The following is a 19,672-nucleotide window of genomic DNA, read 5'->3' as shown; positions in this document are numbered from 1 at the left end:
AGCGCAGCCAACACGCAGCATGAGTCCTCAGGGCAGAACGACCACGTTGGGTCGTTCTGCCCTGAGGACTTGCCAGGTACCGCTGGTTCCTGATCGAGTTGGATTGAACACATACGCGCCGACCGATTGCAGCTGCCCTCCCAATCATCTGTCCGCTCAGGCTTTCTCCGACGCTGCCGCCCGGCATGCTCAAGCCATCAGCGGGTTTGAAACAGCGCCCACAAGACTTCGGCGGACTCACCCCGCAGGAGCAGTTCTTCAGAGGAATTCAGGTATGCCGAAGGCCGCCCGATGCTGACGAGGATCTCTCGGGCCTGTGCGTGGCTGAGCTTGTCGAGGGGATGCGCGCCCACACGTGCACGCCATGACGAAAACAGCTCACGATGAGAGCCGTTCTCCTGGCCGGAAACGGGAGTTGCCGCCATCAGATGCTGGAGGCTGTTCAGGAACGCCCGCGCCGTGATGGGGTCATCGAGGCGCAGGTCGCCCGGCGTACTGCCAGGCGCGCCGAACAGGCCTCGTTGCAACAGCGCTCGCGCCGTGGGAAAGGACTCGTGCTTGGCGTCTTCTTCGTTTCCGCGAGGGCCGGGCGCCTCGAGCCGTACTCCGCGAAGCGTCAGAAGCTTGTTGTACCGTGCCAGGCTACGTTCGTGCTCTACCAGGGCGGGAAGTGCCACGCGCTCCTGCCTGGCGAGCACGACACTCAAGGCAGCCGCCTGTCCGAGCGCCATTTGCAGCGGCGCCACCCGTGCGGAAAAGGCGGCGGCACTGTCGAACGAAGCCGCCTGTGATACCACCAGCAAGTTCGTCGGCCCGTGCTGAGGCAACAGCGCGCGTAAGGGCACCTGATACGGCGCCGGTCGCCCCAGCCCGTAGGCTGCTTCACCCGGCAGATACATCTGTCCGTCGAGAGCGTACCCGCCAAGCGCGGCACCGTCCGGGAAACGCCGACCGTACAGGACGTCGTCGGCTTTCAGGCGGTAGCGGCCCAGAAGATGGCGGCTTTCACGCACGTACAACTCGGGCGCCACGCCTCGCAGGACAGCGCCGCCAAATACCTGCGGTAAAGCGCGCCGCAGGAAGAACGTGACACGCTCGGCTTCGTGCCGGGCGTCCTCGTGGGCCCGCTTCAGTGAATCGGCATTCGTGCCGTCCACGCCGAAGATCAGCAGACCATTGACCAGCAGGCTTGTGTCATCTTGGCGGGCAACATTGAGGCCACGTAAATAGAAGCGCTCAGGATCACTGGGCACGTAATCCTGCGTGACGTTGCCAAGACCACGACCACTGCGGCCGTGCACCTGCGCACGGTTCCCGAGCACCTGCCCCTCCAGGGCGAGCTGTTCGGCCAGTGCTGACCACGTCACACCTTCCAGGCGAAAGACCAGGGTCGCGGCCATCTGCCGGTCATCCAGGCCGGTGTCCTGACGCCCCAGCGTGAAACGCGCACCTGTCTGCGCCGCCAGTTCGGCCGTGTCCGTGGCGTCAATGACGTACCGGGCCTGCACGGCATGGTTACCGTGCCCTCCTGCGAGGATCAAGGTGCTGAGCAGCGGACCGTCCTGCCTGAACTGCCGTACGGCAGTATTCAGCTTCAGGTGTACGCCCGCATCACGCAGCATTTCACGATGCGCCCGGGCTGCCTTCGCCACATCGAAGGACACGTCATGCTGAAGTTTGCGGAAGAACGGCCGGAACAGTCCGCCGTACAGGGGCTCTCCTTCGGCGTCATACGTGAGATCGAGTGTGGCGAGCCAGCTTTTGGTCAGTACTCCGCCCAGCGTGCCGCCCGGCTCGATCAGCAACACGTTGAGGCCTTCCCGGGCGCCAGCTGCGGCCGCCGTAACACCTTGCGGCGTGCCACCGTATACCACCAGGTCATACGGCACGCGAACGCTGTGTCCCAGCGAAAGGTAAGCGCTCAGGGCGAACAACATGCCTGCGCCCAGCGTCAGCCACCACTTCATCTCCCGCACCTTCTACACCCTAGCGCGCCCATGCCCACACTGACGTTGTGCTTGGCCAGCGCATGACACGACGGCCAAAGCGTCTTGCGCACCTTCTCAAGCTCTGCTGGCCGGAAGGGCAAACAATACAGGAAAGTCCCAAAGGAGCAACCTCATGACCGATGCCCAGAAAAACGCCAATCCCGCTTCGGACGCCACCGACCTCGATCGTCAGGGCGGCAGTTCCACCCAGGGCAGCGACCGCGGCACCACGCTCGACTCGGCGCGTACGGGAGGCCGGACAGGCGGAATGGGTGGAATGCCCGGCACCCTGAACGCCGACACGGACATGGCGGGCACGGCACCCACCGGTGAACTTGAAGACCAGTGACCGGTATTCCCGCTGAATGCACAGCTGCCAGAACCGCAGGAACACAGGGGAGAACATGAACGACGACCAGAGCCGCCCTCAGGACACGCCAGATGAAAGCGAGGTGGTGCTGACCACCCTGCCCGAAAATGCACCGGAGGCGCCGGAGGCATCTTCAGCTGAAAACAACGAAACGCCCACTGAGCTGATCGGCAGACTGCATCAGACCCAGCTGTCCGGGTTCACCGAACCGGATAACGAAGACGGCTGAGTGCCTCCGGCGGGGTTTGACGGAGCGGGACGCTCATTGGCCAGTTGGCCGTGTGCGCCGCGCGACCGCCATGACCGGTGAAGTGGCTGCCTGAGAATCGCCCGCCAGGCAGACAGTACGGCTGGCGGGCGATTCTCCTGGCTCACTGTCCGGTGGGGAAGGTGTCGGGCAGCGCCTCTTCGTCACGGTTCGCGCGTGGGGCGTCCAGGGGCACGACCGCGTCCGTTTCATCAAAGTGCAGAATCGCGTCAAACTGCTCGGGCAGGCTGGCGTGAAAATAGTGGCTCCAGCGTTCGGTTTCCGGCCGGTAGATCACCCCGATCGCGCGCTGCAACCGCTCTTCACGCAGGACTTGCGTGCCACTGTTGGTGTCGCGCAGATTCACCCAGAAGTTGGGACTGGGCAGGTGCGCGGCGACTTCGTGCAGTAACTCCTCGTAGCTGCCGCGCAAACCGGGCCGGACCCGTTTGCGTTTGGGGCGCTCGCCCCAGTCGTCTGCGGCCATGACCGTGCCCGTGTAGGTGCTGAAGCCGATGTTGTAGACCTCGCCCGGGTGCCGCTCGCGTACAAGTTGCCCGACGTTCAGTTCACCGCCGCGTCCCATCTGGGTCGCCCGCGCGTCGCCCAGGTGCGAGTTGTGCGCCCACACCACGATCCGCGCGCGTTGCCCCTGGCTTTCGAGGTGTTCGGCCAGGGCATCGAGGGTATCGGCCATGTGGGTGTCACGCAGATTCCATGATTCATTGCGCCCCCGGTACATGGCCCGGTAGTACCCTTCGGCGTTCTGGGCGAGCCGGGCGTTCTGCTCGGCATAAAAGTGCTCGTCGTGCGCCAGTGCGCCTGCGGCGGTCAGTTCCGGCTCGCGGCGCTGCAACTCCACCAGCTGCGCCACCGCTGCGCCCTCGCAGGGTTCGCTGCCGTGGCTGGTGTACAGGCCGTACGTCTGGCCTTCGTGCCCGAAATCCTCAAAGCAGGCGTAGCGCTCACGGGCACGGCGCGCAGCCTCCGGATCCACGCGGTCGAGGTACTGCACCACCGCTTCCATGGAGCGGTGCAGGCTGTACAGGTCCATTCCGTAAAAACCCACGCTCCCCTGCTGCGCGTGACGCGTGTTGTGCTCACGCAGCCACTCCACGAAATGTAAAACGTCTTCGTTGCGCCACATCCACTGCGGGAAACGCTGAAAGTCACCCAGGGCGTCCAGGGCGCTGCCGTCGCTGCTCTCGCTCTCTCCTTCCAGGGCCGGAGCGCGCACATAGCGGTTCACGCGGTAGGCGTCAGGCCAGTCTGCTTCGACCAGCACCGCCGTGAAGCCGCGCTCCTCGATCAGGCGCCGGGTGATACGCGCCCGTTCACGGTAAAACTCGTGGGTCCCGTGCGACGCTTCGCCGACCAACACGAAGCGGGCGTCTCCGATGGCTTCAAGCAGGTCACCGTAATCATCTGAGCCGCCGTACAGCGGACGCGCCACGGCGCGAACAAGACTCAGGGTGTCATTTGCCGTCATATTGACCTCCGTTTTCCGGCACCGTCATGTTCTTGTACTGTCATTTCCTGGCACTGTGCCGTCAGGTGCGTGGGCGAGCAGCGCCATCACCTGCTCATCGCTGGTCTGGTCGAAATTCCGGTACCACAGCCCGACGGCGTGAAACGGCTCGGGTTGCGACAGACAGACCACCTCATCCACGACCCGCGACAGTTCCCGGCAGGTATCACCCGCTCCTACGGGCACCGCGACCACCAGCCGCCGGGGGCCCGCCTTTCTCGTGGCCTCGATGGCGGCGTACATGGTCGAGCCGGTGGCCAGCCCGTCATCGACCAGCACGACCGTGCGCTCTGCGAGTTGCAGTGGTCCCCTGCCAGAGCGGTACACGGCTTGGCGGCGCAGCAGTTCGCGGCTTTCGCGCTCGGTCACGCTTTGCAGGGCTGCTTCGGAGACCCGCAGGAAGCGCAGGGCGTCTTGCTGTACCACCCGCACGCCCCCCGGTCCGATCGCGCCCACCGCGTACTCCTCGTGTCCCGGCGCGCCCAGTTTGCGAACCACCATGACGTCCAGGGGTGCCCCGAGGTGCACGGCCACCTCGAACGCCACCGGGACTCCCCCACGCGGCAGACCCAGCACCAGCAGACCTGGCGCGCCGCGCAGGTGTTCCAGTTTCAACGCAAGTCGCCGCCCGGCGTCAGTGCGGTCGTGAAAAGGCGTCATACCGGTAGGCTAGACGGCAATGTTTAATCCGGTGCTTCAACACCATGAAGCCCCCGGGGTGATTCCGACGTCAAAGCTCCATGTCGATTTGTGGTACGGACGCGCCCGTTTCGCTGGGTTTGGCGCTTTGCTGAACCGAGCGGTTTACGGCGAGCAGAATGGTGTTCACGTCCGTGCTGCTGAGGACGCCCTTGTCCTGCAGCACGCTGAGAATGGCCAGGCCCAGCTTTTTGGCGTAAAGCGCGTCGGCAGCACTCGCTTGGGTGTCTTCAGAAGGCATGCCGTTACCCTAGCGCAAACACAAAATGGTGCCCAGCGTCACTCGTCTTTTTGACTGGGTCGCGCAGGACCTTCTTCAGGCAGGGCGTTGCCACTGGCTCCCGTTCCTCCCTGACCACCGATGTCCGCGCCCACCGGGCCGCCGCCACCCTTGCGCGAATTGAAGCTTGATGCTTCTCCACCGTCTGAAGCGCTGTCTGCCACGCCGGAACCGGTGAGCTGGCCCTCCTGTTCGCCGTGGCTGCCGTGGCCGGTCGCTGCCGGAGTCTTCTCGTCGCTCATGTCGATCCTCCTGGGCTCAGGCTAGAAAATCGTCTTGAGCGGCAGGTGGCAAGGCTCTTCACGCAACGGTCACCTCAGGGCTCCGTCAGATGCGGGCACGGCAAGGTCTGCTAAGGTATCGGGCATGAGGCGGTACGCACGTGAGGCCTGATGTTCCGCAGTGGCGGGTTTGGATCACCATGTTGCTGGCCGCGCTGTGGGGGGTGCTCGCCATCTCGACGGCGAGGCAGGAGAACTGGCCGTTCTTTGCGCTTTGCAGCGTGATGTTTTTGTGGAATGCCTATCAGCTCTGGTTGTATACCCGCAAGCCACGCGGACCATAGCCGCGCGGTGTCGAACGCGCTCCCTGCCCGGCCACCCCGATGTCGGGTACGACATCCGGCCTGCGTTTCCCGTCACAGGCGCACTTCCCAAGCGGGTAGTCCTGAGGCGTCTCGACGGTCAGCCTGGGCCCGCTGACGCCCCCGTCAGAATTGAATGCTGGCTCTAGGTCCGGTTATGGGCGCCTAATAGGTGTTCTGCAAGACTCCCCGCTAGCCTGAAGCATGTGGCTCGAAGAGCTTTGCAATGACACTTATGAACTGATGAAAAGCCTATTGTCTGCCTCTCCACGCGATGAGCGCCGCATTCATGACGTCCTGCAGGACCTGTGCGTTCAGTTGACCGGACGAAACTCTACCGCGTGCGAGCAGCAATACCTGCAGTCCGGTGGGCTGGTGGAATTCGATGTGCTGCTGCACGGGTATCTGCACGAACGGCGTGACCTTTTCCGTCCGGCGGAGCAGCAGTCGATCACACCGCCAGAGGGCGTGGTGCGGCAGGTCGGCAGGCAGCTCAAACCCGTGATGCTGGGAAGCGCTCTCGGAGAAGACCAGGTCGCCAACTTCTGACGCGCCCGGGTGGTCGGTGGTGGCGGGCGTTGTGCCCCGCTTGTGCGGCTGAGCCCATGCGGCCGTCTGTCTTGGTGTGCGTCGCCTGCGTGTGCAGGGCCGCCCTCTGGTTCGTGGGTCATGTCAGGCAGCGGTGGTGTAGTGCTTGCAGGTGGACCTGACTGACCGTCGCCGGGAGCGCTGAACAGTGTCGGTTGCCGGGATGGGTCATGATGGCAGACATGAACGGACCGTCCGTTCATGGGACGCAACGCCGGTCAGACTTGACGGGCAGAGGTGCACTCGGCATGCTTTCGGAGAATCCGCGAGTGTTCTTCGACGCTGTCTGATCCGTACCGTCGTCATAAAACCCATTCACGTCGCGCCACCTTTTGAAGCGCGTCGCCCCAAGGGAGGCCGAGCATGTCAAGTAAACTGGAGCAACTGCGCCAATTGTCGGTGGTGGTGGCGGACACCGGAGATCTGGGCGCCATTTCCAGATTCCGCCCCCGCGACTGCACCACCAATCCCTCGCTAATCCTGAAGGCCGCACAGCAGCCGGAATCCGCCGGACTCGTCCGTGACGTGATCGAACAGGCCGCCCAGGCAGGTGACACGACCGAAGTGATCCTCGACCGGCTGGCGGTGCGTTTTGGCGTGGAGCTGACGAGGCTCGTTCCAGGTGACGTGTCGACCGAAGTGGACGCGATGCTTTCCTTTGACACGGACGCCATGATCGACAAGGCGCGCTTTTTGATCTCGCTCTACCAGCAGCAGGGGGTAGGCAAGGAACGCATTCTGATCAAACTTGCCGCGACCTGGGAAGGAATTCGCGCCGCTGAGGTGCTGGAACGCGAGGGTATTCGCTGCAATCTGACACTGGTCTTCGGACTGGAGCAGGCCGTCGCCTGCGCGCAGGCCGGTGCCTTTCTGATCTCGCCTTTTGTGGGGCGTATCACCGACTGGTACAAGAAAACCGAGGGGCGCGAGTCGTACCCGGTCGATGAAGACCCTGGCGTGCAGAGTGTGAAGCGCATCTACCGGCACTTCAAGGAGCAGGGTTATCAGACGGTGGTCATGGGCGCCTCGTTTCGCAGCGCCGCGCAGGTCGAAGCGCTGGCCGGCTGTGATCGCCTGACGGTCAGCCCGGCCCTGCTCGCTGAACTCGATCAGGATCAGGGCGTGCTGGAGCGGCAGCTCATGCCCGAAGGAACGGCCAGTGCGAAGCAGGAGGCCATCACCGAAGCGGTCTTCCATTGGGCCCTCGTGGAGAACCAGATGGCCGGCGAGAAGCTCATCGAAGGGCTGCGCCTCTTTCACCGCGATTACCTGGCCCTCAAGCAGGATGTTCAGGGCAAACTCGAGCTGCTTTCCCATTCGGGTGTCGTCACCCGCTAACGAAGTCTGATTCGCGCCGGACTCCACGCTCTACTCGGAGCGTGGAGTCCGGCGTCGATCGGTTTTGCGAATCAGTTCCTCCACTGCGGGGATCAGCACAGGCTGCTCCTCCGTGGGCGTCTGTTTGAGGATCTCCCAAAGCTCGTACCACTGCTCGATGGAATGTTTATTCCGGGTCACGCGTGAAAGCCATAATGCATCGGCAAACAGATCTACGACGCGCGCGTCATTCTTGCCCACATGACGAGCCTGACAGATGCACTCGGTTTTGAGGTTGGTCTTTGATTGGTGTTGTCTTTAACTCGTGTTGAGGCGTTGTCCCTGAATCCGGCAGGACGCCTGGAGGAGCAGGGAAGTTCTGCCATGATCAAAACAGAGGAACCCCGTTCGAAACGGGGTTCTTGTTTGGTGGGTTGCGTAGGGCTCGAACCTACGACCCGCTGATTAAAAGTTGATTCTCTACATTCACTCCATAGAACTCCTGAGATCACTGACGCCCTCCCAGACACGCTTTCTGTGATTCTGCTGCTCTCTGCAACCCTCCTGATCCCGCCTAGATCCTTCGGCGTTGTGTCACGGTTGTGCCACTTTTACAGGTCGGTCAAGAACCTGCCTACACCAACACTTGCCCATCAGCACAATCAACCCGCCACATTGATTCCCCGAGCGCTCAATATCCTGGCCTGTACCCTGGTGTGCTTTCGGGTACACTAGCGCACCCAATCAACGTGGAGGGCGCTTCGAGCTGAGGGCTTGCAGTTCAAGAGCATGCCTGGTAAGCCGCTCGGGGAAATCCAGCTGCGTTCGCCACGACCAGAAAAAGTCCAGGTTGAGCGAGGTCGCTCGTGGTTCGACCCGCACGGCTGGTTCGAAACATGCTGCTCGCAAATCAGTCCAGGTGGCCTCAAGCCCTCGGTGAGTTCCTCGGACTGTTCCAGGCTGAGTGGCGCCATACGGCCCAGCGAGAATGGTGCCCGGTGTCCGTCTAGGGCATGCGGCGGCATTCTCAAGCGCGGGTTATTCAGCATCGCGCTCATTGCTCTGCTCATGTCAGCCCGCCCGAAACCCAGCCCACGCGAGCGCAGGCAGAGCATTCTGTTCGCCATGGTCTTCGTGTTCGGAATTTTGGCCTGGATTCTGTCGCAGATATTGCCCGTGACGCCAGAGGTGCGGGTCGCCGCACGCCCCGAGGGCCAGCGTGGCACTTCGTGGTGGAGGACAATGGGATCGGGGTAGCGCCTGAGTACGCCGAGCGGGTGTTCGGGATGTTTCAGCGCCTGCATGCCCGTGGGGCGTATGAGGAGTCAGGAATCGGCTGGCGGCGAGTCAGCGGATCGTGGAGCTGTATCAGGGCCGCATCTGGCTGGAGCCGAGGGAGGAGCAGGGCACGCGGGTGCAGTTCACGCTGCCCGCCGTGCCTGAGGAGGATTCTCGTGCGGCGCCATGAATCGGAGAGTACCGTGGGGTCATTTGAGGGCGTGCGGCGCGGTCGTTGGTGGAGTGTACGATCCGGGCGGGGAAGCGTGACGTACTAAGGGTGGCAGGAGATCGGATCGTTCGGTGGTTCCGCTCTGCGAATCAGCGGGAAGAGCGCGGTCGATCTGGCGATCTGGCCACACTCCTCGGGGCAGCTGAAGGCAGGTTGGTTGACCACCCACCTCGATCACGACGGCGTTCGGTAGCGTGGACGGCATGGCCCTGAAAAGGCGACTCCGGCAGCAGGTGAGATGCGCGCAACCGTGGCTGGTGCCGCTCGCCCGGCTGGGGTACCTCGCCAAAGGGTTGGTGTTCCTGACGCTCGGTGTCTACACGGTGCGGGCGGCCGCCCGCGCAACGCGGGCGCAGAGTGTGCATGGCGCGCTGGCACAGCTGGTCGAAGAACCGTTCGGGCGGCTGTTGCTGAGTGGCCTGACGATAGGTCTCGGCGGCTACGCGTTGTGGCTGCTGGTGCGCGCGGTGCTTGACCCGGACGGGCAAGGCACCAGTGTCCTCGCCTGGGTGCGGCGTCTGGCGTGCCTGCTCAACGCCGCGGTGTACCTGGGACTCGCGTGGTTTGTGCTGCGGGTGGCGTGGAACGGTGGGGGCGCCACTTCCGAAGCGCCCATCCGAAGCTGGACAGCAACGCTGCTCGAACCACCGTTCGGTCCGTGGCTGGTGATCCTGGCTGGCCTGGTGGCCCTGGGAGTGGCCATCAACCAACTGGTCGTGGCGTGGACGGGCATGTTCCTGGAATTCCTCGATCTTTCAGCGCTCAAGGTGCGTGACATCACCGCCTTGCGTCTGTTGGGACAATTCGGCCTGCTGGCGCGCAGCGTGGTGTTCAGTACCATTGGGGTGCTGCTCATTCAAGCTGCCTGGTGGCACGATCCACAAGAAGCGGGCGGCGTCGCCAAAGCCTTGACGGTGCTGGGACAGCCACCGCTGGGCACCTGGGTGCTGAGCGGTGTCGCGCTGGGCTTTATGGCCCTCGCGTTGTATTCCTTCCTGCAAGCGCGCTTCCGGCAAGTGTCCTGCTGAGAAGCCACTGAGTTTGGCGTCGCTGGATGACGTTCTTTCCCTGGACGGGTGCCGGCGCACACGAGTGCCGTCGGGGAACTGCTGCTCAGGACGAAGCTGGTTTCCCGATGAGTTCGAGAACGCTTCGGAACCGGTCGGACCGACATGAAAAGCCGAAGGCCAGTGTTGCTTATACTGACAGCGCTGGGGGAAGCCGGCTCGCGTTGCTCGAACAACCCTTCTCCGCTTGACCTTCCCGACGTCAGGCCCCATTCACCGGTGACGCACCCTCCGGTCCTTTCGTCTGCCCTACGGAAAGCCTTCCCCATGACCCACCCCCCTCCCGATCCTCAGGAACTGGCACAGCTTCAGCAGGAACTGCGCGCGCACCAGGAACGCGAAGCCTACTCGCCGATCGCGCAACTCACCCTCGATTCGCAAGGCAACATCCTACACGCCAACCCGGCCGCCTGCGCGCTGCTCGCCAGCGACGAAGCACAGCTCAGACGAAAACACCTCGGTCACTTCATACACCCGGAGGACAGCCGTTCCCTCACGTATTTTCAGCATCAATTCCTGTCCGGCTCCGCGCGTGCCGTGGTGGAGCTGCGTCTGCTGCCGCGACCTGACGCCTTGTGCTACGCGCGGCTCGAAGGGCAAGCGGTCTGGACTCAGCCATCCGCTAGCGTGCGCCTTCACGTGGCACTGACTGACCTGAGCGTGCAACGCCACGCGTTCGACGAATCCTTGAGGCGCCAGGCGGACCTCGAACTGGAGCTCACCCGCACCAAAGCACAAGTGCAGGCCCTTCACGCGGAATTCCAAGAAGTCGCGGAGCTCTTCAGCGAGGAGCTGCTGCCTCGTCTGCAAGCCCTCAGCGGGCACGGACTTCCCGCCAGCGAAGCGCAGGTGCCTCGGGAACTCGAAGCTCGCATGGAGGGTTTCGCGGCGTACCTGCACGCTCGCCGTCAGCGGCTGCGGCTGGAACGCGTTAACATGAATACGGTGCTTCGGCCGTTGATTCAGCAGTGCACCCAGGAAGGGCGGGCCCCCCAGAACCGCGTGACGTGCGAGCAGCTTCCGGAGGTCACGGGAGACGCGCAGGCCCTGGAGTGGGTGTTGCGTGCGCTGCTCGACAACGCCTTGAAGTTCCGTCAGGACGGTGAAGCCGCTCGGGTGCATGTCGGCACGTTGAGGCAACCGCAGGAAGACGTGGTGTTCGTGCGCGATTCGGGTGTGGGCTTCAACAGGCGTCACAGGTCACGCCTGTTTCGCCTGTTCGGTCGCCTGCACGGTGACGCGTTCGAGGGGCATGGGGTGAGCCTGGCCGTGGCGCGCGTGTTGGTGGAGCGGCAGGGTGGGCGTCTCTGGGCGGAAGGCAAACTCGGGGAAGGCGCCACCTTTTACTTCGCGTTGCCACGCGATGCAACGCCCAAAAACTCCTGACCATTCAAAGCGGCATGACGCAAAGCGGCTCGTGGCTGCTCCGAGCGCGAACTCCTGGAAAGGACCGTGGTGCCCACGGGGCATACTGGAGGCGCATGAAGGAATTACTCCGCCTGAACGACCAGGATGTGCAGGTCCGCGTGATGAACCAGGATGGTCACGAAGTGCTGGGGACGCTCGATGAAGGAGAGCGCTGCTGGTATCCCGCGCGGACCGGCTGTTGCGTGCTTGCCCGGCATTTCTGCGTTCTGCTGCCGGAGCGCGCTTGACGCTCGTGGAATGCCATCAGGGCGTGCCCGTGGGTTCCCGTGGACGCCTGTACTTGCAGTACGCCGTGCGTGGCGCTTCCCCCTTCGACGTGTGGGTGTTCGAGGGCCCTGGGGATCTGGTGGATTTGAAACGGGCGGTCGTCACGCTGCGCGACTCTTGACCGCCGCATACCGTCGAGCACGCGTCCCCGATCATCCCTGGCCATGCACACCTCAAGGCAGCTGGCGTGCGCTGCCAGGCGCATTGGTCGAAGAGCCGTGGCGCCCAAAATCTTTGAACTTAAAGTGTTTTTTACTGATTGTCTTTGCGGCATTCAGGACGGTCATCAAAGCTACTCTTGTGCCGCTCGGCATGAACGACCAAACCCCATTCAAAATGAGGAGGACGCATCATGACGGACAACAACGACAACCGCGGTTTTGCAGGCATGGACGAAGAGAAGCAACGCGAGATCGCCAGCGAAGGCGGCAAAGCTGCGCACGAGAGTGGTAACGCGCACGAGTTCACTTCCGAAGAAGCCCGCGAAGCCGGCCGTAAAGGCGGCGAGAATTCCCAAGGTGGCGGTAACCAGGGTGGCGGGAGCGAGTAACCTGTCGGCACGCGCAGAACCATAATCCGAACGCTGAACGAAGGAAGAGCGCCAGAAGCAGGTGCTCTTCCTTCATTGACCAAGGGTGAAGCGACGTGCCAGACCACATGCAGCGTGCACGGCTTTGGATGAGCAAGCCGTTGAGTCCAAGTTCGGCCGTAAGGTTCCGTGAACTTCGCTCGCACGTTTGTCTTGTGGCGGTTCAGTACAAGAATAGGGGAGGTTGTCATGCGTGTACGGGTGTCATGGGTGCTGTACGGTCTTGGTTTCGCGTCGATTGTGGTTTCAGCGGTGAATTACTTCAGCGGAAAACCAAAACTGGGCGGTGGGCAGGAACGAACAGGGCTGTTTATTGGTCAGTGGCCACCGACGCTGTTCATTCTGGGCAAGATCGTCGAAGACTGGGAGACGCGGCGTGCCGCAGCGACGTCAGCAGAAGGCGGCGAAGCGGAGGCGACGCCGACGACGGAGGAAGCCACACCGACAGCGACAGACGCGTAAACAGAAATCACCCTGGCCGTTCGTTGAACCTTGCTGTCTCGCGAGCTGGTCCTGATGGACATGGAAAAAGCGGAGCTGCACGCTCCGCTTTTTGGTGGTGGCAGGTTGCTGGAGTTGCACCAGCCTTCGCTCGTTCCTGCTCGTACGTCCGTTGTTGCCGAGGTGGACGCCTCCCCCGCGATGATCGGTTGAGACTTCGCCACACTGAATGGTGTTGCCCCAAGCACAACCACACTAGCGTCCGGCGTATTCACGGCGATGAGCAGGAGGCTGAGTAAATCTTCAAGTTCCCGCATCTGATGAATTGGGCTGAATGCCAGCACGAGCGTGGCCGGTTCCAGGGTTCTCCGAGCGTCAGTTGGGGTGCTGCCCGTCCAGCCAGGTGCGGCCGAGATCGTTCAAAACGTCAATGAGGTGTTGCATGTCACTCGGTTTGACAACGTAGCCATCAGCCCCCAGTTCGCTGCTGAGGTCCCGGTCGTGTGGGTCGTTGGAGGTAGTAAACACCACGACCGGCACATGCTGGAAAATCCGGTTGCTCTTAAGCCGCTTGAGGACATCGAAGCCGTTCAGTCGCGGCATGTTCAGGTCGAGCAGCACGAGGTGAGGACACGAATCGGTGAGGTAGGCGTAACGACCTTTGCGCTTGAGGTAGTCCAGGGCGTCCTGGCCGTCGGTGGTAACGACCACCTCGCAGGCGAGGTCGCTGAGGTCGAGGGCCGCGCGGGCCAGCTCCAGATCATGTGGGTTGTCGTCGACCAGCAGCAGCTGTCGGCCTTGTCCGATCTTCAAGAGCGAGCCTTTCGCATGAGGGCGATGGTCAGAAAAAGCAAGGAAGGAGACTGATACGTCTTCATAGATGATAATGTTTTGAGGTTTTAATATTGTGGTTCGTCTCAGTTTTCTTTCAGCGTATACGAGGTGAGCTCACAAGTCTCGCTCTTTTCGGGAGGGGTTCCTCGTGCACCACTGCTCCGCAATTGAAAAGCACATGACGAAGTCGTTCACCTGAGCGTTGGTCAGACGCCAAAACAGAATGACAGCCACTTAAGTCGCCGAGGAGCGATCAGCGAATCCCGAGCGGACTGTCACAAAAGGTTGTGTTTGATGGTAGTTCTGACCGTGATGAACGCCGTGACCTGGCAGTCATGGCGTGAGAAAGCGGGCGCACCAATTGGTGCGCCCGCTTTTGTTGCGGTTACTTGTTCCCCGGCTTCACGATGTTCAGTTCCGCTTCAGCACGCCGATTCGAGGAGCGGTCCGCCTCATACTGTTGGAGCTGAACCTGCTCCAGGAACTTCAGCCACGACTCGAACAGGTCAACACCACCATGCCCGATGGCATGCACTTCCTCCGGGTAGACGTCGCGTCCGGTGAAGTCACGGGCGAGCTGCGAGAGCAGCTCGTGCAGCAACGCCCATTGCCCTTCATCCGTGGGAATGAAAGGTTGGTCTTTGAGAAGGTCACGCACAGCGTCCGCGAGGCGTGCGTGCAGCCCGAGGAGCGGCATGGCCACACTGTAGTGCCAGACGACTTTCTGCACTGGGTTCAGTCTTGCAAAGCGCTGGGTGGCACAGCCATGCTGCGCGAAACCAGACGGGGTCAGTCGGCCGCGCTGGCGACGGATTCGAGTGAAAACAGCGCTTGTGTGACGTCCCAGAGGAGGTCTTCGTCGGCGTCGAGGACGTATGAGCCGCGCAGGTACAGTCCTTCGAGGGCGTTACGTCCCAACAGGCGGACGATGTGCGCGACGTGCACTTCCCCCGCGACCCATGGGGTAGTGATGCGGACGCGGTCGAGAGTGCCCAGCGTCCAGCGGCAGGTGAGGACGTTCGTCATGCGGTCTCCTGAGAAGGGGATCAACGGAAGGTGATGGTGACCTGATGAAAAGCTAAAGCCGGAAGCGTTTCCGTGCCACTTAAGGAACCTTTACTTGAAGCGCCGCCCACTTCAGCCGCCCGAGGCGATCCATACACAATCAACCCTTTACGGCCGCCTTACGCGATAATCCTGGCAAGCCCTTTCCATGAGGAACACGTGACCCACTGGCGCACTTCATCACAACACCAACACGGAGGCCAGGTTGACTCATTCCATCCTCGTCATCGAGGACAATCCCGACATCACCCGCGTTCTTCAGGACATCCTCGCCAACGCTGGATACCGCCCTACGACCACCAGCAGCGGTCTGGACGGGCTCAGCGCCGCACGCGAACTCAACCCCGACCTGATCGTGCTCGACCTCGGCCTGCCGGACATCAATGGCGGAGAAGTGGCCCGCCGCGTCCGTCAGTACTCCAGCGTGCCGATCATCATCCTGACCGCCGTGGATGTTGTGGATCGCAAAGTCGACCTGCTCGAGGCGGGCGTGAATGACTACATCACCAAACCCTTCGACCCGGACGAGCTGCTGGCGCGCATCAACGTACAATTCCGCCGACAGGAGCAGGAAGCCGAAGCAGTGCTTCAGGTCGGCGAGCTGTGCATTCAGGTGGCACAACGACGGTGCACCTTCGCGTCCCGGGAAATCACCCTGACCGCGCGGGAATTCGATCTGCTGCTGCTGCTTGCCCGTCCCCCCGGCAAGGTCCGCTCGCGTCAGGAAATCGAAGAGAAGCTCTGGAAAGGTGAATTACCCGAGTCCAGCGGTGTGCTGGAAGTGCACCTGTCGAATCTGCGCGCGAAACTCCGGGAGGTCGACGCTCACGGCGTGATCCGCACCATTCGTGGGCAAGGGTACGCCTTGCAGTGTTCTGCGCGTGACCCGGAAGACCTCGCTTCGTCCTGACCTGCTACGCCGTCCTGCCTGCATGCGCAGGTTGGCATGGTCGTGCTCTTCCCGGCTACCGAAAGCGTTCGTGAAGGCCAGGGCGCCGACCAGAAAGCTTTTCATGATCGAGCGGGTATCGTGACGGTATGACACCTTCCATCCTCGTCGTTGAGGATGACCCGCACATCGCGGGGAACCTCGAAGACACCCTCACCGGCGCCGGGTACCGCGTGCGAATCGCCATGGACGGCACCGAGGCCCTGCGCGAAGCCTTATTGACACCACCGGACGTGGTGCTGCTGGATTTGGGGTTGCCGGACATTCCCGGGGAGCAGGTGCTGCATCAGCTGCACGAAGCGCACGAAACACGCCCGGTTCCCGTGATCGTCCTGACCGCGTACGCCAGCCCGGAAGACCGCAATCTGTTGCTGGAGGCTGGAGCGAGTGATTACCTCAGCAAGCCGTACCGCAACGAGGAGTTGCTCTCCTGTGTGGAGGCGCACCTCAATCCCGGTTCACCGACCAGCAGCGTCAAGGCTGGCCCGCTGGTGTTCGACCTGGCAGCGCGCTGCGTGAGGTGTGAAGGGAAGGACGTCGGGCTGCTCGGCACGGAGTTTGACGTACTGCTCGCGCTGGCCAGGCAGCCGTACCGGGTGGTGTCCGCCGAGGAGTTGGCACTGCGGGTGCACCTGAAAGCCAGCGCGGGGGTGCAGCAGCTGGTCGCAATTCAGGTGGCGAACGTGCGTCTGGCGCTCGAGCAGGCGGGCATGAAGGACCTGGTGCGTGTCGCGAAACGTTTTGGGTACGCGTTCGTTCCGGCCCGGGCATAAAGCGGAGGCCGCATCCTTCATGCTTGCTTCAGCGACGAGTTCGCGGCGTGCTGGGCAGCCATCTCCGTTTTGCAAGAGGCGAGGGCGCATCGGGGACGAATTACGCAAGGCGCCTTGCGTCTTTTTTCGTAAAGGAGCTCAGGAGGAAGCCCTTCACGTGGACGACAAGTTCTCCAGCCGGTCCGGCAGAGCCAGCATCAGCGCCATGCCCGGCACACCCGGCGCGTTTCCATCGACCCATACCTGCCCCCGTGCCGCGCCACAATACGCCGCGCGTTTGCCGGGCCGATTCGGTCACCCGCGCCAAGACCGGACCGAGGCGCGCGGAAGACACTGAAGAACTCCTCCGCCTCCCCGGCGGACAGTTTTGCACCATTGTGCCGCACCCATACGACCGCTTTCCCGTCACGCAGCTCACCGTCCACCTCAATCACCGCACCGGGGATTTCCTGCGTCGCATCCAAAGCCACCGCCATCAGCTCCGCGAACACCTGCCGAAGCAGCAACGCGTCTCCCACACTCGCAGTGGCGTGCCAGTCACCCACTTCACCTTGCGGCCCTCAGCAATGGCTCCAAGTCATGCTGCGCGCTTTGTGGTTCAGGGCATGCAGATGGTTTCGCTCCTGCGTGAGGGTGTGCAGCAACGTTTCTCGCTCGCGGACCAGGACTTTGAGCTCTTCCATAGACGCCAGAGGGAGCTCCCAGGCTTGGGCTGCATCAACTGGCCGCAGTACCAAGCGATGATCTCGGCGTCCATCTTGTCCGTCTTCCCTCTGCGGAGTGTAGAACAGAAGAAGAACTTGATCTGCACTGGGTTCTCGACACTGATCGTACAGCCAGCCTGGGGGAGCGTTCGCGCGCAGGTTCCCCAGGACACGCCGGTTGCTTCCATCACCACGTGGAGCTCAGTCGGCAGCCGTGCAGAGTCGTCCATTTCAGGAGATGCTCGCAGCCAGTTGGGGTGTTCTCGATCTTCTTGAGGGAGAAGGCCTTGCCTGCTGTTGGTCCTGTTGATAGGAGCAGGTGGGCGTAGAAGTCGTCCTTGCCGATGTCGATACCAACCACGGACATACATGACCTCCCGGAGCGTAGAGTGGTCGGGCGTTGCTTGCCCTGGACTGACTCTTGTGTGCAGGCTCGTGGCCTCGGATAGGATGCAGTCTGCAAGAAAGCGCTCGGATCAGCCAGGTCTAAGTCGCGGTCTTGGTGGACCAAAAGTGCGTACTGGCTGTTTGATCCGGGCTGGCCGGACAATTCATTCTGATCAGGAATGCTGCCCGTACTGAAACATAAAAGTGCGTTCCAGACGATTGTTCCTCGCTCCGCCAGCTTAGGCCGCAACTTTCGCAGGAGGTCTATTGCTGACATAGCCGCAAAAGAGGGGTATGTCTTCCTCTGAACGACAAACCGTTACCTAGAAGATGCCTTTTCTTTACTTCTCGAAGACGGACATATTCCCCGTAGCCTCAAGCACGACCGTGTCAATTTCTTCCAGCGTGGTATGGCCCTGAGCCCGAACTGCGGCCAGGATGTCATCCTCAGTGATGCGCTCGCGTCGCATCGCTTTCTGGCGCAACGTTCCATGGCTATACAGCACTACGGGTTCAGAGGTGATGGCCTTCGAAAAGGATTTGAAGTGAAACTTCAGCAGGGAAAGCAGGTACTGAAGCCCGATCAGCAGAACGATTGCGGCGAGTGCTTCGGACAGCGAAAGGTCTTTCGCTGTGAGGGCGCGCCCGAATACAGCTCCCACAGCAACGGTCACGATGAAGTCGAAGGTGTTGAGGCTGGAAAGGGTTCGGTTGCCGGTGATCCTCAGGAGCAACACCACCGATAAGAACAAGAGGGTGCCAACCACGACGATACGCCCGAGGGGCTGCCATCCGGAAAAAAAGTACTCGACCTCTGTCAAGGCAATGCGCTCCTCTTATCTTCCCTGCCGCCCAGAAGAAGGCGAGGCAGCAGAAGAAATCTGGCTTGTAATCAAGTGAAGCCTCAGCGGACTTACCGAAGCGTGATTCTGAAAGGTTAGCCGCTTTTAGAAGCTACCCGGCAAGGTTTCGAAATAACAGGTCGCTGGGGTAGGGCCGTCGCGTCACACCTCATTCTGCTTCACCCCAACACCATCAACTATTAGACCTCCTGCGAAAGTCAGTTGGGACATGCACGGGTGAGGTTGCACTGCGCGGCGATAAGTTGAATCCGGAGGGCAAAGCGACGCAGCCGATGGCGATAGACTCCCTTGAGCACGCGAAATATTTTCATGCGACGGATGACATGCTCTATTCCTTGTCGAGTCCACGCCAAGACGCGGTTCTCCTGACGCTGTTCGTCCGAGAGCGGCGACGCTCGTGTCGCCTTGTGGGTCGTGATGGCATGTCCGTGGCTCCTCCAGAGGCCCTGATACCCCGCGTCCCCAATCAAGGTAGTGTCGCGTGACAACCGAACCCCAGACTGGCGGAAGAGTTTCAGATCGTGAACCGTCCCGGCACTCGTGGCCGTGCCGAGAATCCTCTGGGTCGTGGTGCACAGCAACACCTGAAATTTCAGGGTGTGCTGTTTTTTCTTTCCGCTGTACCGCCCTCGTTGCTTTTTGGGCCACTCGCATGGCACCTCGGAGGCGTCTACAGCCATGATGCTGTAGACGATCTCCGCTTCCTGGAAGACGCGTTTTTTGGGAAGCTGGAACTGCCGACTGGCGATCAGGGCTGCTTCAATGAAGGTCGCTGGAGTGCCGCGCATCCGCTTTCATGACATGCGCCACACTGCAGCTTCACTGATGATTCGTCGTGGCATTCCACCGAAGACCATGAGTGAGCGCCTCGGGCATGCCGATGTGGCCTTCACCCTACGGACCTACACCCATCTGTATGACGACCAGCGCGAAGAGGCCGCGTTCGATCTGAGTGAACTGTTTCCGCCCGCCGGGTCGGGTGCGAATTGAGCTGGTTGTGTCACTCGGGTGGTGGAGCGTGGTCTGGCCACCCTATAGAAACAGAGGAACCCCGTTTAGAACGGGGTTCTTGTCTGGTGGGTTGTGTAGGGCTCGAACCTACGACCCGCTGATTAAAAGTCAGCTGCTCTACCAGCTGAGCTAACAACCCAGCGGAGGAAAGTATAAGGACGCCCGGCGCGGGTGTCAACCTCAC

Annotated in this window: 29 protein-coding genes and 1 tRNA gene; 15 read left to right on the top strand and 15 right to left on the bottom strand. The window is 61.8% G+C overall.

What is annotated here, in order from left to right:
• Positions 1–197 precede the first annotated feature (197 nt).
• Complete coding sequence (locus tag DEIPE_RS02925; protein WP_015234500.1) at positions 198–1,967, bottom strand: FAD-dependent oxidoreductase; 1,770 nt, start codon at positions 1,965–1,967, stop codon at positions 198–200.
• 154 nt (positions 1,968–2,121) lie between these two features.
• Between DEIPE_RS02925 and DEIPE_RS02920 the strand changes: the two genes are divergently transcribed.
• Together DEIPE_RS02920 and DEIPE_RS02915 are read left to right on the top strand one after the other, a co-directional pair.
• Positions 2,122–2,337 carry a hypothetical protein gene (locus DEIPE_RS02920; protein WP_015234499.1) on the top strand — a complete coding sequence of 72 codons (216 nt, stop codon included), beginning with the start codon at positions 2,122–2,124 and terminating at the stop codon, positions 2,335–2,337.
• Between the two features lie 55 nt (positions 2,338–2,392).
• Positions 2,393–2,587 (top strand): hypothetical protein, encoded by a 195-nt coding sequence (locus DEIPE_RS02915; protein ID WP_041230661.1) that lies wholly within the window; start codon positions 2,393–2,395, stop codon positions 2,585–2,587.
• Between the two features lie 142 nt (positions 2,588–2,729).
• Here DEIPE_RS02915 and DEIPE_RS02910 read toward each other — a convergent pair whose 3' ends face one another.
• From DEIPE_RS02910 to DEIPE_RS02895, 4 genes are all read right to left on the bottom strand, one after another.
• Positions 2,730–4,094 (bottom strand): erythromycin esterase family protein, encoded by a 1,365-nt coding sequence (locus tag DEIPE_RS02910; protein ID WP_015234497.1) that lies wholly within the window; start codon positions 4,092–4,094, stop codon positions 2,730–2,732.
• A gap of 24 nt (positions 4,095–4,118) precedes the next feature.
• On the bottom strand, positions 4,119–4,793 hold the full coding sequence (locus DEIPE_RS02905; RefSeq protein WP_015234496.1) for a phosphoribosyltransferase: 675 nt from the start codon (positions 4,791–4,793) through the stop codon (positions 4,119–4,121).
• Between the two features lie 70 nt (positions 4,794–4,863).
• Entirely contained in the window at positions 4,864–5,073 is a 210-nt protein-coding gene (locus DEIPE_RS02900) for a hypothetical protein (RefSeq protein WP_015234495.1), read from the bottom strand.
• A 38-nt stretch (positions 5,074–5,111) separates the two neighbouring features.
• A complete protein-coding gene (locus DEIPE_RS02895; protein WP_015234494.1) occupies positions 5,112–5,354 on the bottom strand; it encodes a hypothetical protein in 243 nt (80 codons plus the stop codon).
• A 140-nt stretch (positions 5,355–5,494) separates the two neighbouring features.
• On the opposite strand from DEIPE_RS02895, the gene DEIPE_RS02890 reads away from it, so the two are divergent.
• The 3 genes from DEIPE_RS02890 to tal all read left to right on the top strand — a co-directional run bounded on the left by DEIPE_RS02890 (position 5,495) and on the right by tal (position 7,621).
• A complete protein-coding gene (locus tag DEIPE_RS02890) occupies positions 5,495–5,677 on the top strand; it encodes a hypothetical protein (protein WP_041230660.1) in 183 nt (60 codons plus the stop codon).
• Positions 5,678–5,938: 261 nt separating this feature from the next.
• Positions 5,939–6,244, top strand: a complete 306-nt coding sequence (locus tag DEIPE_RS02885) for a hypothetical protein (protein WP_157448744.1) — start codon at positions 5,939–5,941, stop codon at positions 6,242–6,244.
• A gap of 402 nt (positions 6,245–6,646) precedes the next feature.
• Positions 6,647–7,621: a transaldolase gene (gene tal / locus DEIPE_RS02880; RefSeq protein WP_015234491.1), complete on the top strand. Its 975-nt coding sequence runs from the start codon at positions 6,647–6,649 to the stop codon at positions 7,619–7,621.
• Between the two features lie 30 nt (positions 7,622–7,651).
• Here the strand turns inward: tal and DEIPE_RS02875 are convergent, their stop codons facing one another.
• Positions 7,652–7,861, bottom strand: a complete 210-nt coding sequence (locus DEIPE_RS02875; RefSeq protein WP_015234490.1) for a hypothetical protein — start codon at positions 7,859–7,861, stop codon at positions 7,652–7,654.
• Positions 7,862–9,313: 1,452 nt separating this feature from the next.
• On the opposite strand from DEIPE_RS02875, the gene DEIPE_RS02870 reads away from it, so the two are divergent.
• From DEIPE_RS02870 to DEIPE_RS23720, 7 genes are all read left to right on the top strand, one after another.
• Positions 9,314–10,138, top strand: coding sequence for a DUF1206 domain-containing protein (locus DEIPE_RS02870; protein ID WP_015234489.1), 825 nt, complete (start codon positions 9,314–9,316; stop codon positions 10,136–10,138).
• A gap of 306 nt (positions 10,139–10,444) precedes the next feature.
• The gene (locus tag DEIPE_RS21930; protein ID WP_015234488.1) at positions 10,445–11,563 is read left to right on the top strand and encodes an ATP-binding protein; all 1,119 of its coding nucleotides are present in this window, start codon (positions 10,445–10,447) and stop codon (positions 11,561–11,563) included.
• A 95-nt stretch (positions 11,564–11,658) separates the two neighbouring features.
• Positions 11,659–11,832 (top strand): hypothetical protein, encoded by a 174-nt coding sequence (locus DEIPE_RS23730; protein ID WP_015234487.1) that lies wholly within the window; start codon positions 11,659–11,661, stop codon positions 11,830–11,832.
• Complete coding sequence (locus DEIPE_RS23725; protein WP_015234486.1) at positions 11,829–11,993, top strand: hypothetical protein; 165 nt, start codon at positions 11,829–11,831, stop codon at positions 11,991–11,993. The genes DEIPE_RS23730 and DEIPE_RS23725 overlap by 4 nt, the downstream gene beginning before the upstream one ends.
• 231 nt (positions 11,994–12,224) lie before the next feature.
• Positions 12,225–12,422, top strand: a complete 198-nt coding sequence (locus DEIPE_RS02860) for a KGG domain-containing protein (RefSeq protein WP_015234485.1) — start codon at positions 12,225–12,227, stop codon at positions 12,420–12,422.
• A 228-nt stretch (positions 12,423–12,650) separates the two neighbouring features.
• A complete protein-coding gene (locus DEIPE_RS02855) occupies positions 12,651–12,923 on the top strand; it encodes a hypothetical protein (protein WP_015234484.1) in 273 nt (90 codons plus the stop codon).
• A gap of 30 nt (positions 12,924–12,953) precedes the next feature.
• Complete coding sequence (locus tag DEIPE_RS23720) at positions 12,954–13,115, top strand: hypothetical protein (RefSeq protein ID WP_157448743.1); 162 nt, start codon at positions 12,954–12,956, stop codon at positions 13,113–13,115.
• A 162-nt stretch (positions 13,116–13,277) separates the two neighbouring features.
• Here the strand turns inward: DEIPE_RS23720 and DEIPE_RS02850 are convergent, their stop codons facing one another.
• The 3 genes from DEIPE_RS02850 to DEIPE_RS02840 all read right to left on the bottom strand — a co-directional run bounded on the left by DEIPE_RS02850 (position 13,278) and on the right by DEIPE_RS02840 (position 14,762).
• Positions 13,278–13,715 (bottom strand): response regulator, encoded by a 438-nt coding sequence (locus DEIPE_RS02850; protein WP_015234483.1) that lies wholly within the window; start codon positions 13,713–13,715, stop codon positions 13,278–13,280.
• A gap of 406 nt (positions 13,716–14,121) precedes the next feature.
• Positions 14,122–14,466, bottom strand: a complete 345-nt coding sequence (locus tag DEIPE_RS02845; protein WP_015234482.1) for a hypothetical protein — start codon at positions 14,464–14,466, stop codon at positions 14,122–14,124.
• A 59-nt stretch (positions 14,467–14,525) separates the two neighbouring features.
• On the bottom strand, positions 14,526–14,762 hold the full coding sequence (locus DEIPE_RS02840; RefSeq protein WP_015234481.1) for a hypothetical protein: 237 nt from the start codon (positions 14,760–14,762) through the stop codon (positions 14,526–14,528).
• 244 nt (positions 14,763–15,006) lie between these two features.
• Here DEIPE_RS02840 and DEIPE_RS02835 point away from each other — a divergent pair, with 244 nt between their 5' ends.
• Both DEIPE_RS02835 and DEIPE_RS02830 read left to right on the top strand, forming a co-directional pair.
• A complete protein-coding gene (locus DEIPE_RS02835; protein WP_015234480.1) occupies positions 15,007–15,711 on the top strand; it encodes a response regulator transcription factor in 705 nt (234 codons plus the stop codon).
• Positions 15,712–15,839: 128 nt separating this feature from the next.
• The gene (locus DEIPE_RS02830) at positions 15,840–16,523 is read left to right on the top strand and encodes a response regulator transcription factor (RefSeq protein WP_015234479.1); all 684 of its coding nucleotides are present in this window, start codon (positions 15,840–15,842) and stop codon (positions 16,521–16,523) included.
• A gap of 197 nt (positions 16,524–16,720) precedes the next feature.
• On the opposite strand, the gene DEIPE_RS02825 is transcribed toward DEIPE_RS02830, so the two are convergent.
• From DEIPE_RS02825 to DEIPE_RS02810, 5 genes are all read right to left on the bottom strand, one after another.
• The gene (locus DEIPE_RS02825; RefSeq protein WP_052326613.1) at positions 16,721–17,068 is read right to left on the bottom strand and encodes an ATP-binding protein; all 348 of its coding nucleotides are present in this window, start codon (positions 17,066–17,068) and stop codon (positions 16,721–16,723) included.
• Positions 17,069–17,121: 53 nt separating this feature from the next.
• Positions 17,122–17,415 carry an IS110 family transposase gene (locus DEIPE_RS25435; RefSeq protein ID WP_425387727.1) on the bottom strand — a complete coding sequence of 98 codons (294 nt, stop codon included), beginning with the start codon at positions 17,413–17,415 and terminating at the stop codon, positions 17,122–17,124.
• Positions 17,415–17,594: a hypothetical protein gene (locus DEIPE_RS24430; protein WP_169316587.1), complete on the bottom strand. Its 180-nt coding sequence runs from the start codon at positions 17,592–17,594 to the stop codon at positions 17,415–17,417. Before DEIPE_RS24430 ends, DEIPE_RS25435 begins: the two co-directional genes overlap by 1 nt.
• A gap of 361 nt (positions 17,595–17,955) precedes the next feature.
• On the bottom strand, positions 17,956–18,435 hold the full coding sequence (locus tag DEIPE_RS02815) for a DUF421 domain-containing protein (protein WP_015234478.1): 480 nt from the start codon (positions 18,433–18,435) through the stop codon (positions 17,956–17,958).
• A gap of 239 nt (positions 18,436–18,674) precedes the next feature.
• Positions 18,675–19,265, bottom strand: a complete 591-nt coding sequence (locus tag DEIPE_RS02810) for an IS5/IS1182 family transposase (RefSeq protein ID WP_015234477.1) — start codon at positions 19,263–19,265, stop codon at positions 18,675–18,677.
• A 13-nt stretch (positions 19,266–19,278) separates the two neighbouring features.
• On the opposite strand from DEIPE_RS02810, the gene DEIPE_RS02805 reads away from it, so the two are divergent.
• On the top strand, positions 19,279–19,467 hold the full coding sequence (locus tag DEIPE_RS02805) for a tyrosine-type recombinase/integrase (RefSeq protein WP_041230658.1): 189 nt from the start codon (positions 19,279–19,281) through the stop codon (positions 19,465–19,467).
• A gap of 84 nt (positions 19,468–19,551) precedes the next feature.
• On the opposite strand, the gene DEIPE_RS02800 is transcribed toward DEIPE_RS02805, so the two are convergent.
• A tRNA-Lys gene (locus tag DEIPE_RS02800) sits at positions 19,552–19,627 on the bottom strand.
• Positions 19,628–19,672 lie beyond the last annotated feature (45 nt).

Origin of the sequence: Deinococcus peraridilitoris DSM 19664, from assembly GCF_000317835.1 — a bacterium.
GTDB classification, from domain to species: domain Bacteria; phylum Deinococcota; class Deinococci; order Deinococcales; family Deinococcaceae; genus Deinococcus_A; species Deinococcus_A peraridilitoris.
This window is presented reverse-complemented; position numbering and strand designations above follow the sequence as displayed.

Bases quoted from the DNA above. Each gene is read 5' to 3' on its own strand.
- DEIPE_RS02925 (WP_015234500.1), bottom strand. From the start codon at position 1,967: ATGAAGTGGTGGCTGACGCTGGGCGCAGGCATGTTGTTCGCCCTGAGC.
- DEIPE_RS02920 (WP_015234499.1), top strand. From the start codon at position 2,122: ATGACCGATGCCCAGAAAAACGCCAATCCCGCTTCGGACGCCACCGAC.
- DEIPE_RS02915 (WP_041230661.1), top strand. From the start codon at position 2,393: ATGAACGACGACCAGAGCCGCCCTCAGGACACGCCAGATGAAAGCGAG.
- DEIPE_RS02910 (WP_015234497.1), bottom strand. From the start codon at position 4,094: ATGACGGCAAATGACACCCTGAGTCTTGTTCGCGCCGTGGCGCGTCCG.
- DEIPE_RS02905 (WP_015234496.1), bottom strand. From the start codon at position 4,793: ATGACGCCTTTTCACGACCGCACTGACGCCGGGCGGCGACTTGCGTTG.
- DEIPE_RS02900 (WP_015234495.1), bottom strand. From the start codon at position 5,073: ATGCCTTCTGAAGACACCCAAGCGAGTGCTGCCGACGCGCTTTACGCC.
- DEIPE_RS02895 (WP_015234494.1), bottom strand. From the start codon at position 5,354: ATGAGCGACGAGAAGACTCCGGCAGCGACCGGCCACGGCAGCCACGGC.
- DEIPE_RS02885 (WP_157448744.1), top strand. From the start codon at position 5,939: ATGAAAAGCCTATTGTCTGCCTCTCCACGCGATGAGCGCCGCATTCAT.
- tal (WP_015234491.1), top strand. From the start codon at position 6,647: ATGTCAAGTAAACTGGAGCAACTGCGCCAATTGTCGGTGGTGGTGGCG.
- DEIPE_RS02870 (WP_015234489.1), top strand. From the start codon at position 9,314: ATGGCCCTGAAAAGGCGACTCCGGCAGCAGGTGAGATGCGCGCAACCG.
- DEIPE_RS21930 (WP_015234488.1), top strand. From the start codon at position 10,445: ATGACCCACCCCCCTCCCGATCCTCAGGAACTGGCACAGCTTCAGCAG.
- DEIPE_RS23730 (WP_015234487.1), top strand. From the start codon at position 11,659: ATGAAGGAATTACTCCGCCTGAACGACCAGGATGTGCAGGTCCGCGTG.
- DEIPE_RS02860 (WP_015234485.1), top strand. From the start codon at position 12,225: ATGACGGACAACAACGACAACCGCGGTTTTGCAGGCATGGACGAAGAG.
- DEIPE_RS02855 (WP_015234484.1), top strand. From the start codon at position 12,651: ATGCGTGTACGGGTGTCATGGGTGCTGTACGGTCTTGGTTTCGCGTCG.
- DEIPE_RS02840 (WP_015234481.1), bottom strand. From the start codon at position 14,762: ATGACGAACGTCCTCACCTGCCGCTGGACGCTGGGCACTCTCGACCGC.
- DEIPE_RS02830 (WP_015234479.1), top strand. From the start codon at position 15,840: ATGACACCTTCCATCCTCGTCGTTGAGGATGACCCGCACATCGCGGGG.
- DEIPE_RS25435 (WP_425387727.1), bottom strand. From the start codon at position 17,415: ATGGAAGCAACCGGCGTGTCCTGGGGAACCTGCGCGCGAACGCTCCCC.
- DEIPE_RS24430 (WP_169316587.1), bottom strand. From the start codon at position 17,594: ATGTCCGTGGTTGGTATCGACATCGGCAAGGACGACTTCTACGCCCAC.
- DEIPE_RS02810 (WP_015234477.1), bottom strand. From the start codon at position 19,265: ATGCGCGGCACTCCAGCGACCTTCATTGAAGCAGCCCTGATCGCCAGT.
- DEIPE_RS02805 (WP_041230658.1), top strand. From the start codon at position 19,279: ATGCGCCACACTGCAGCTTCACTGATGATTCGTCGTGGCATTCCACCG.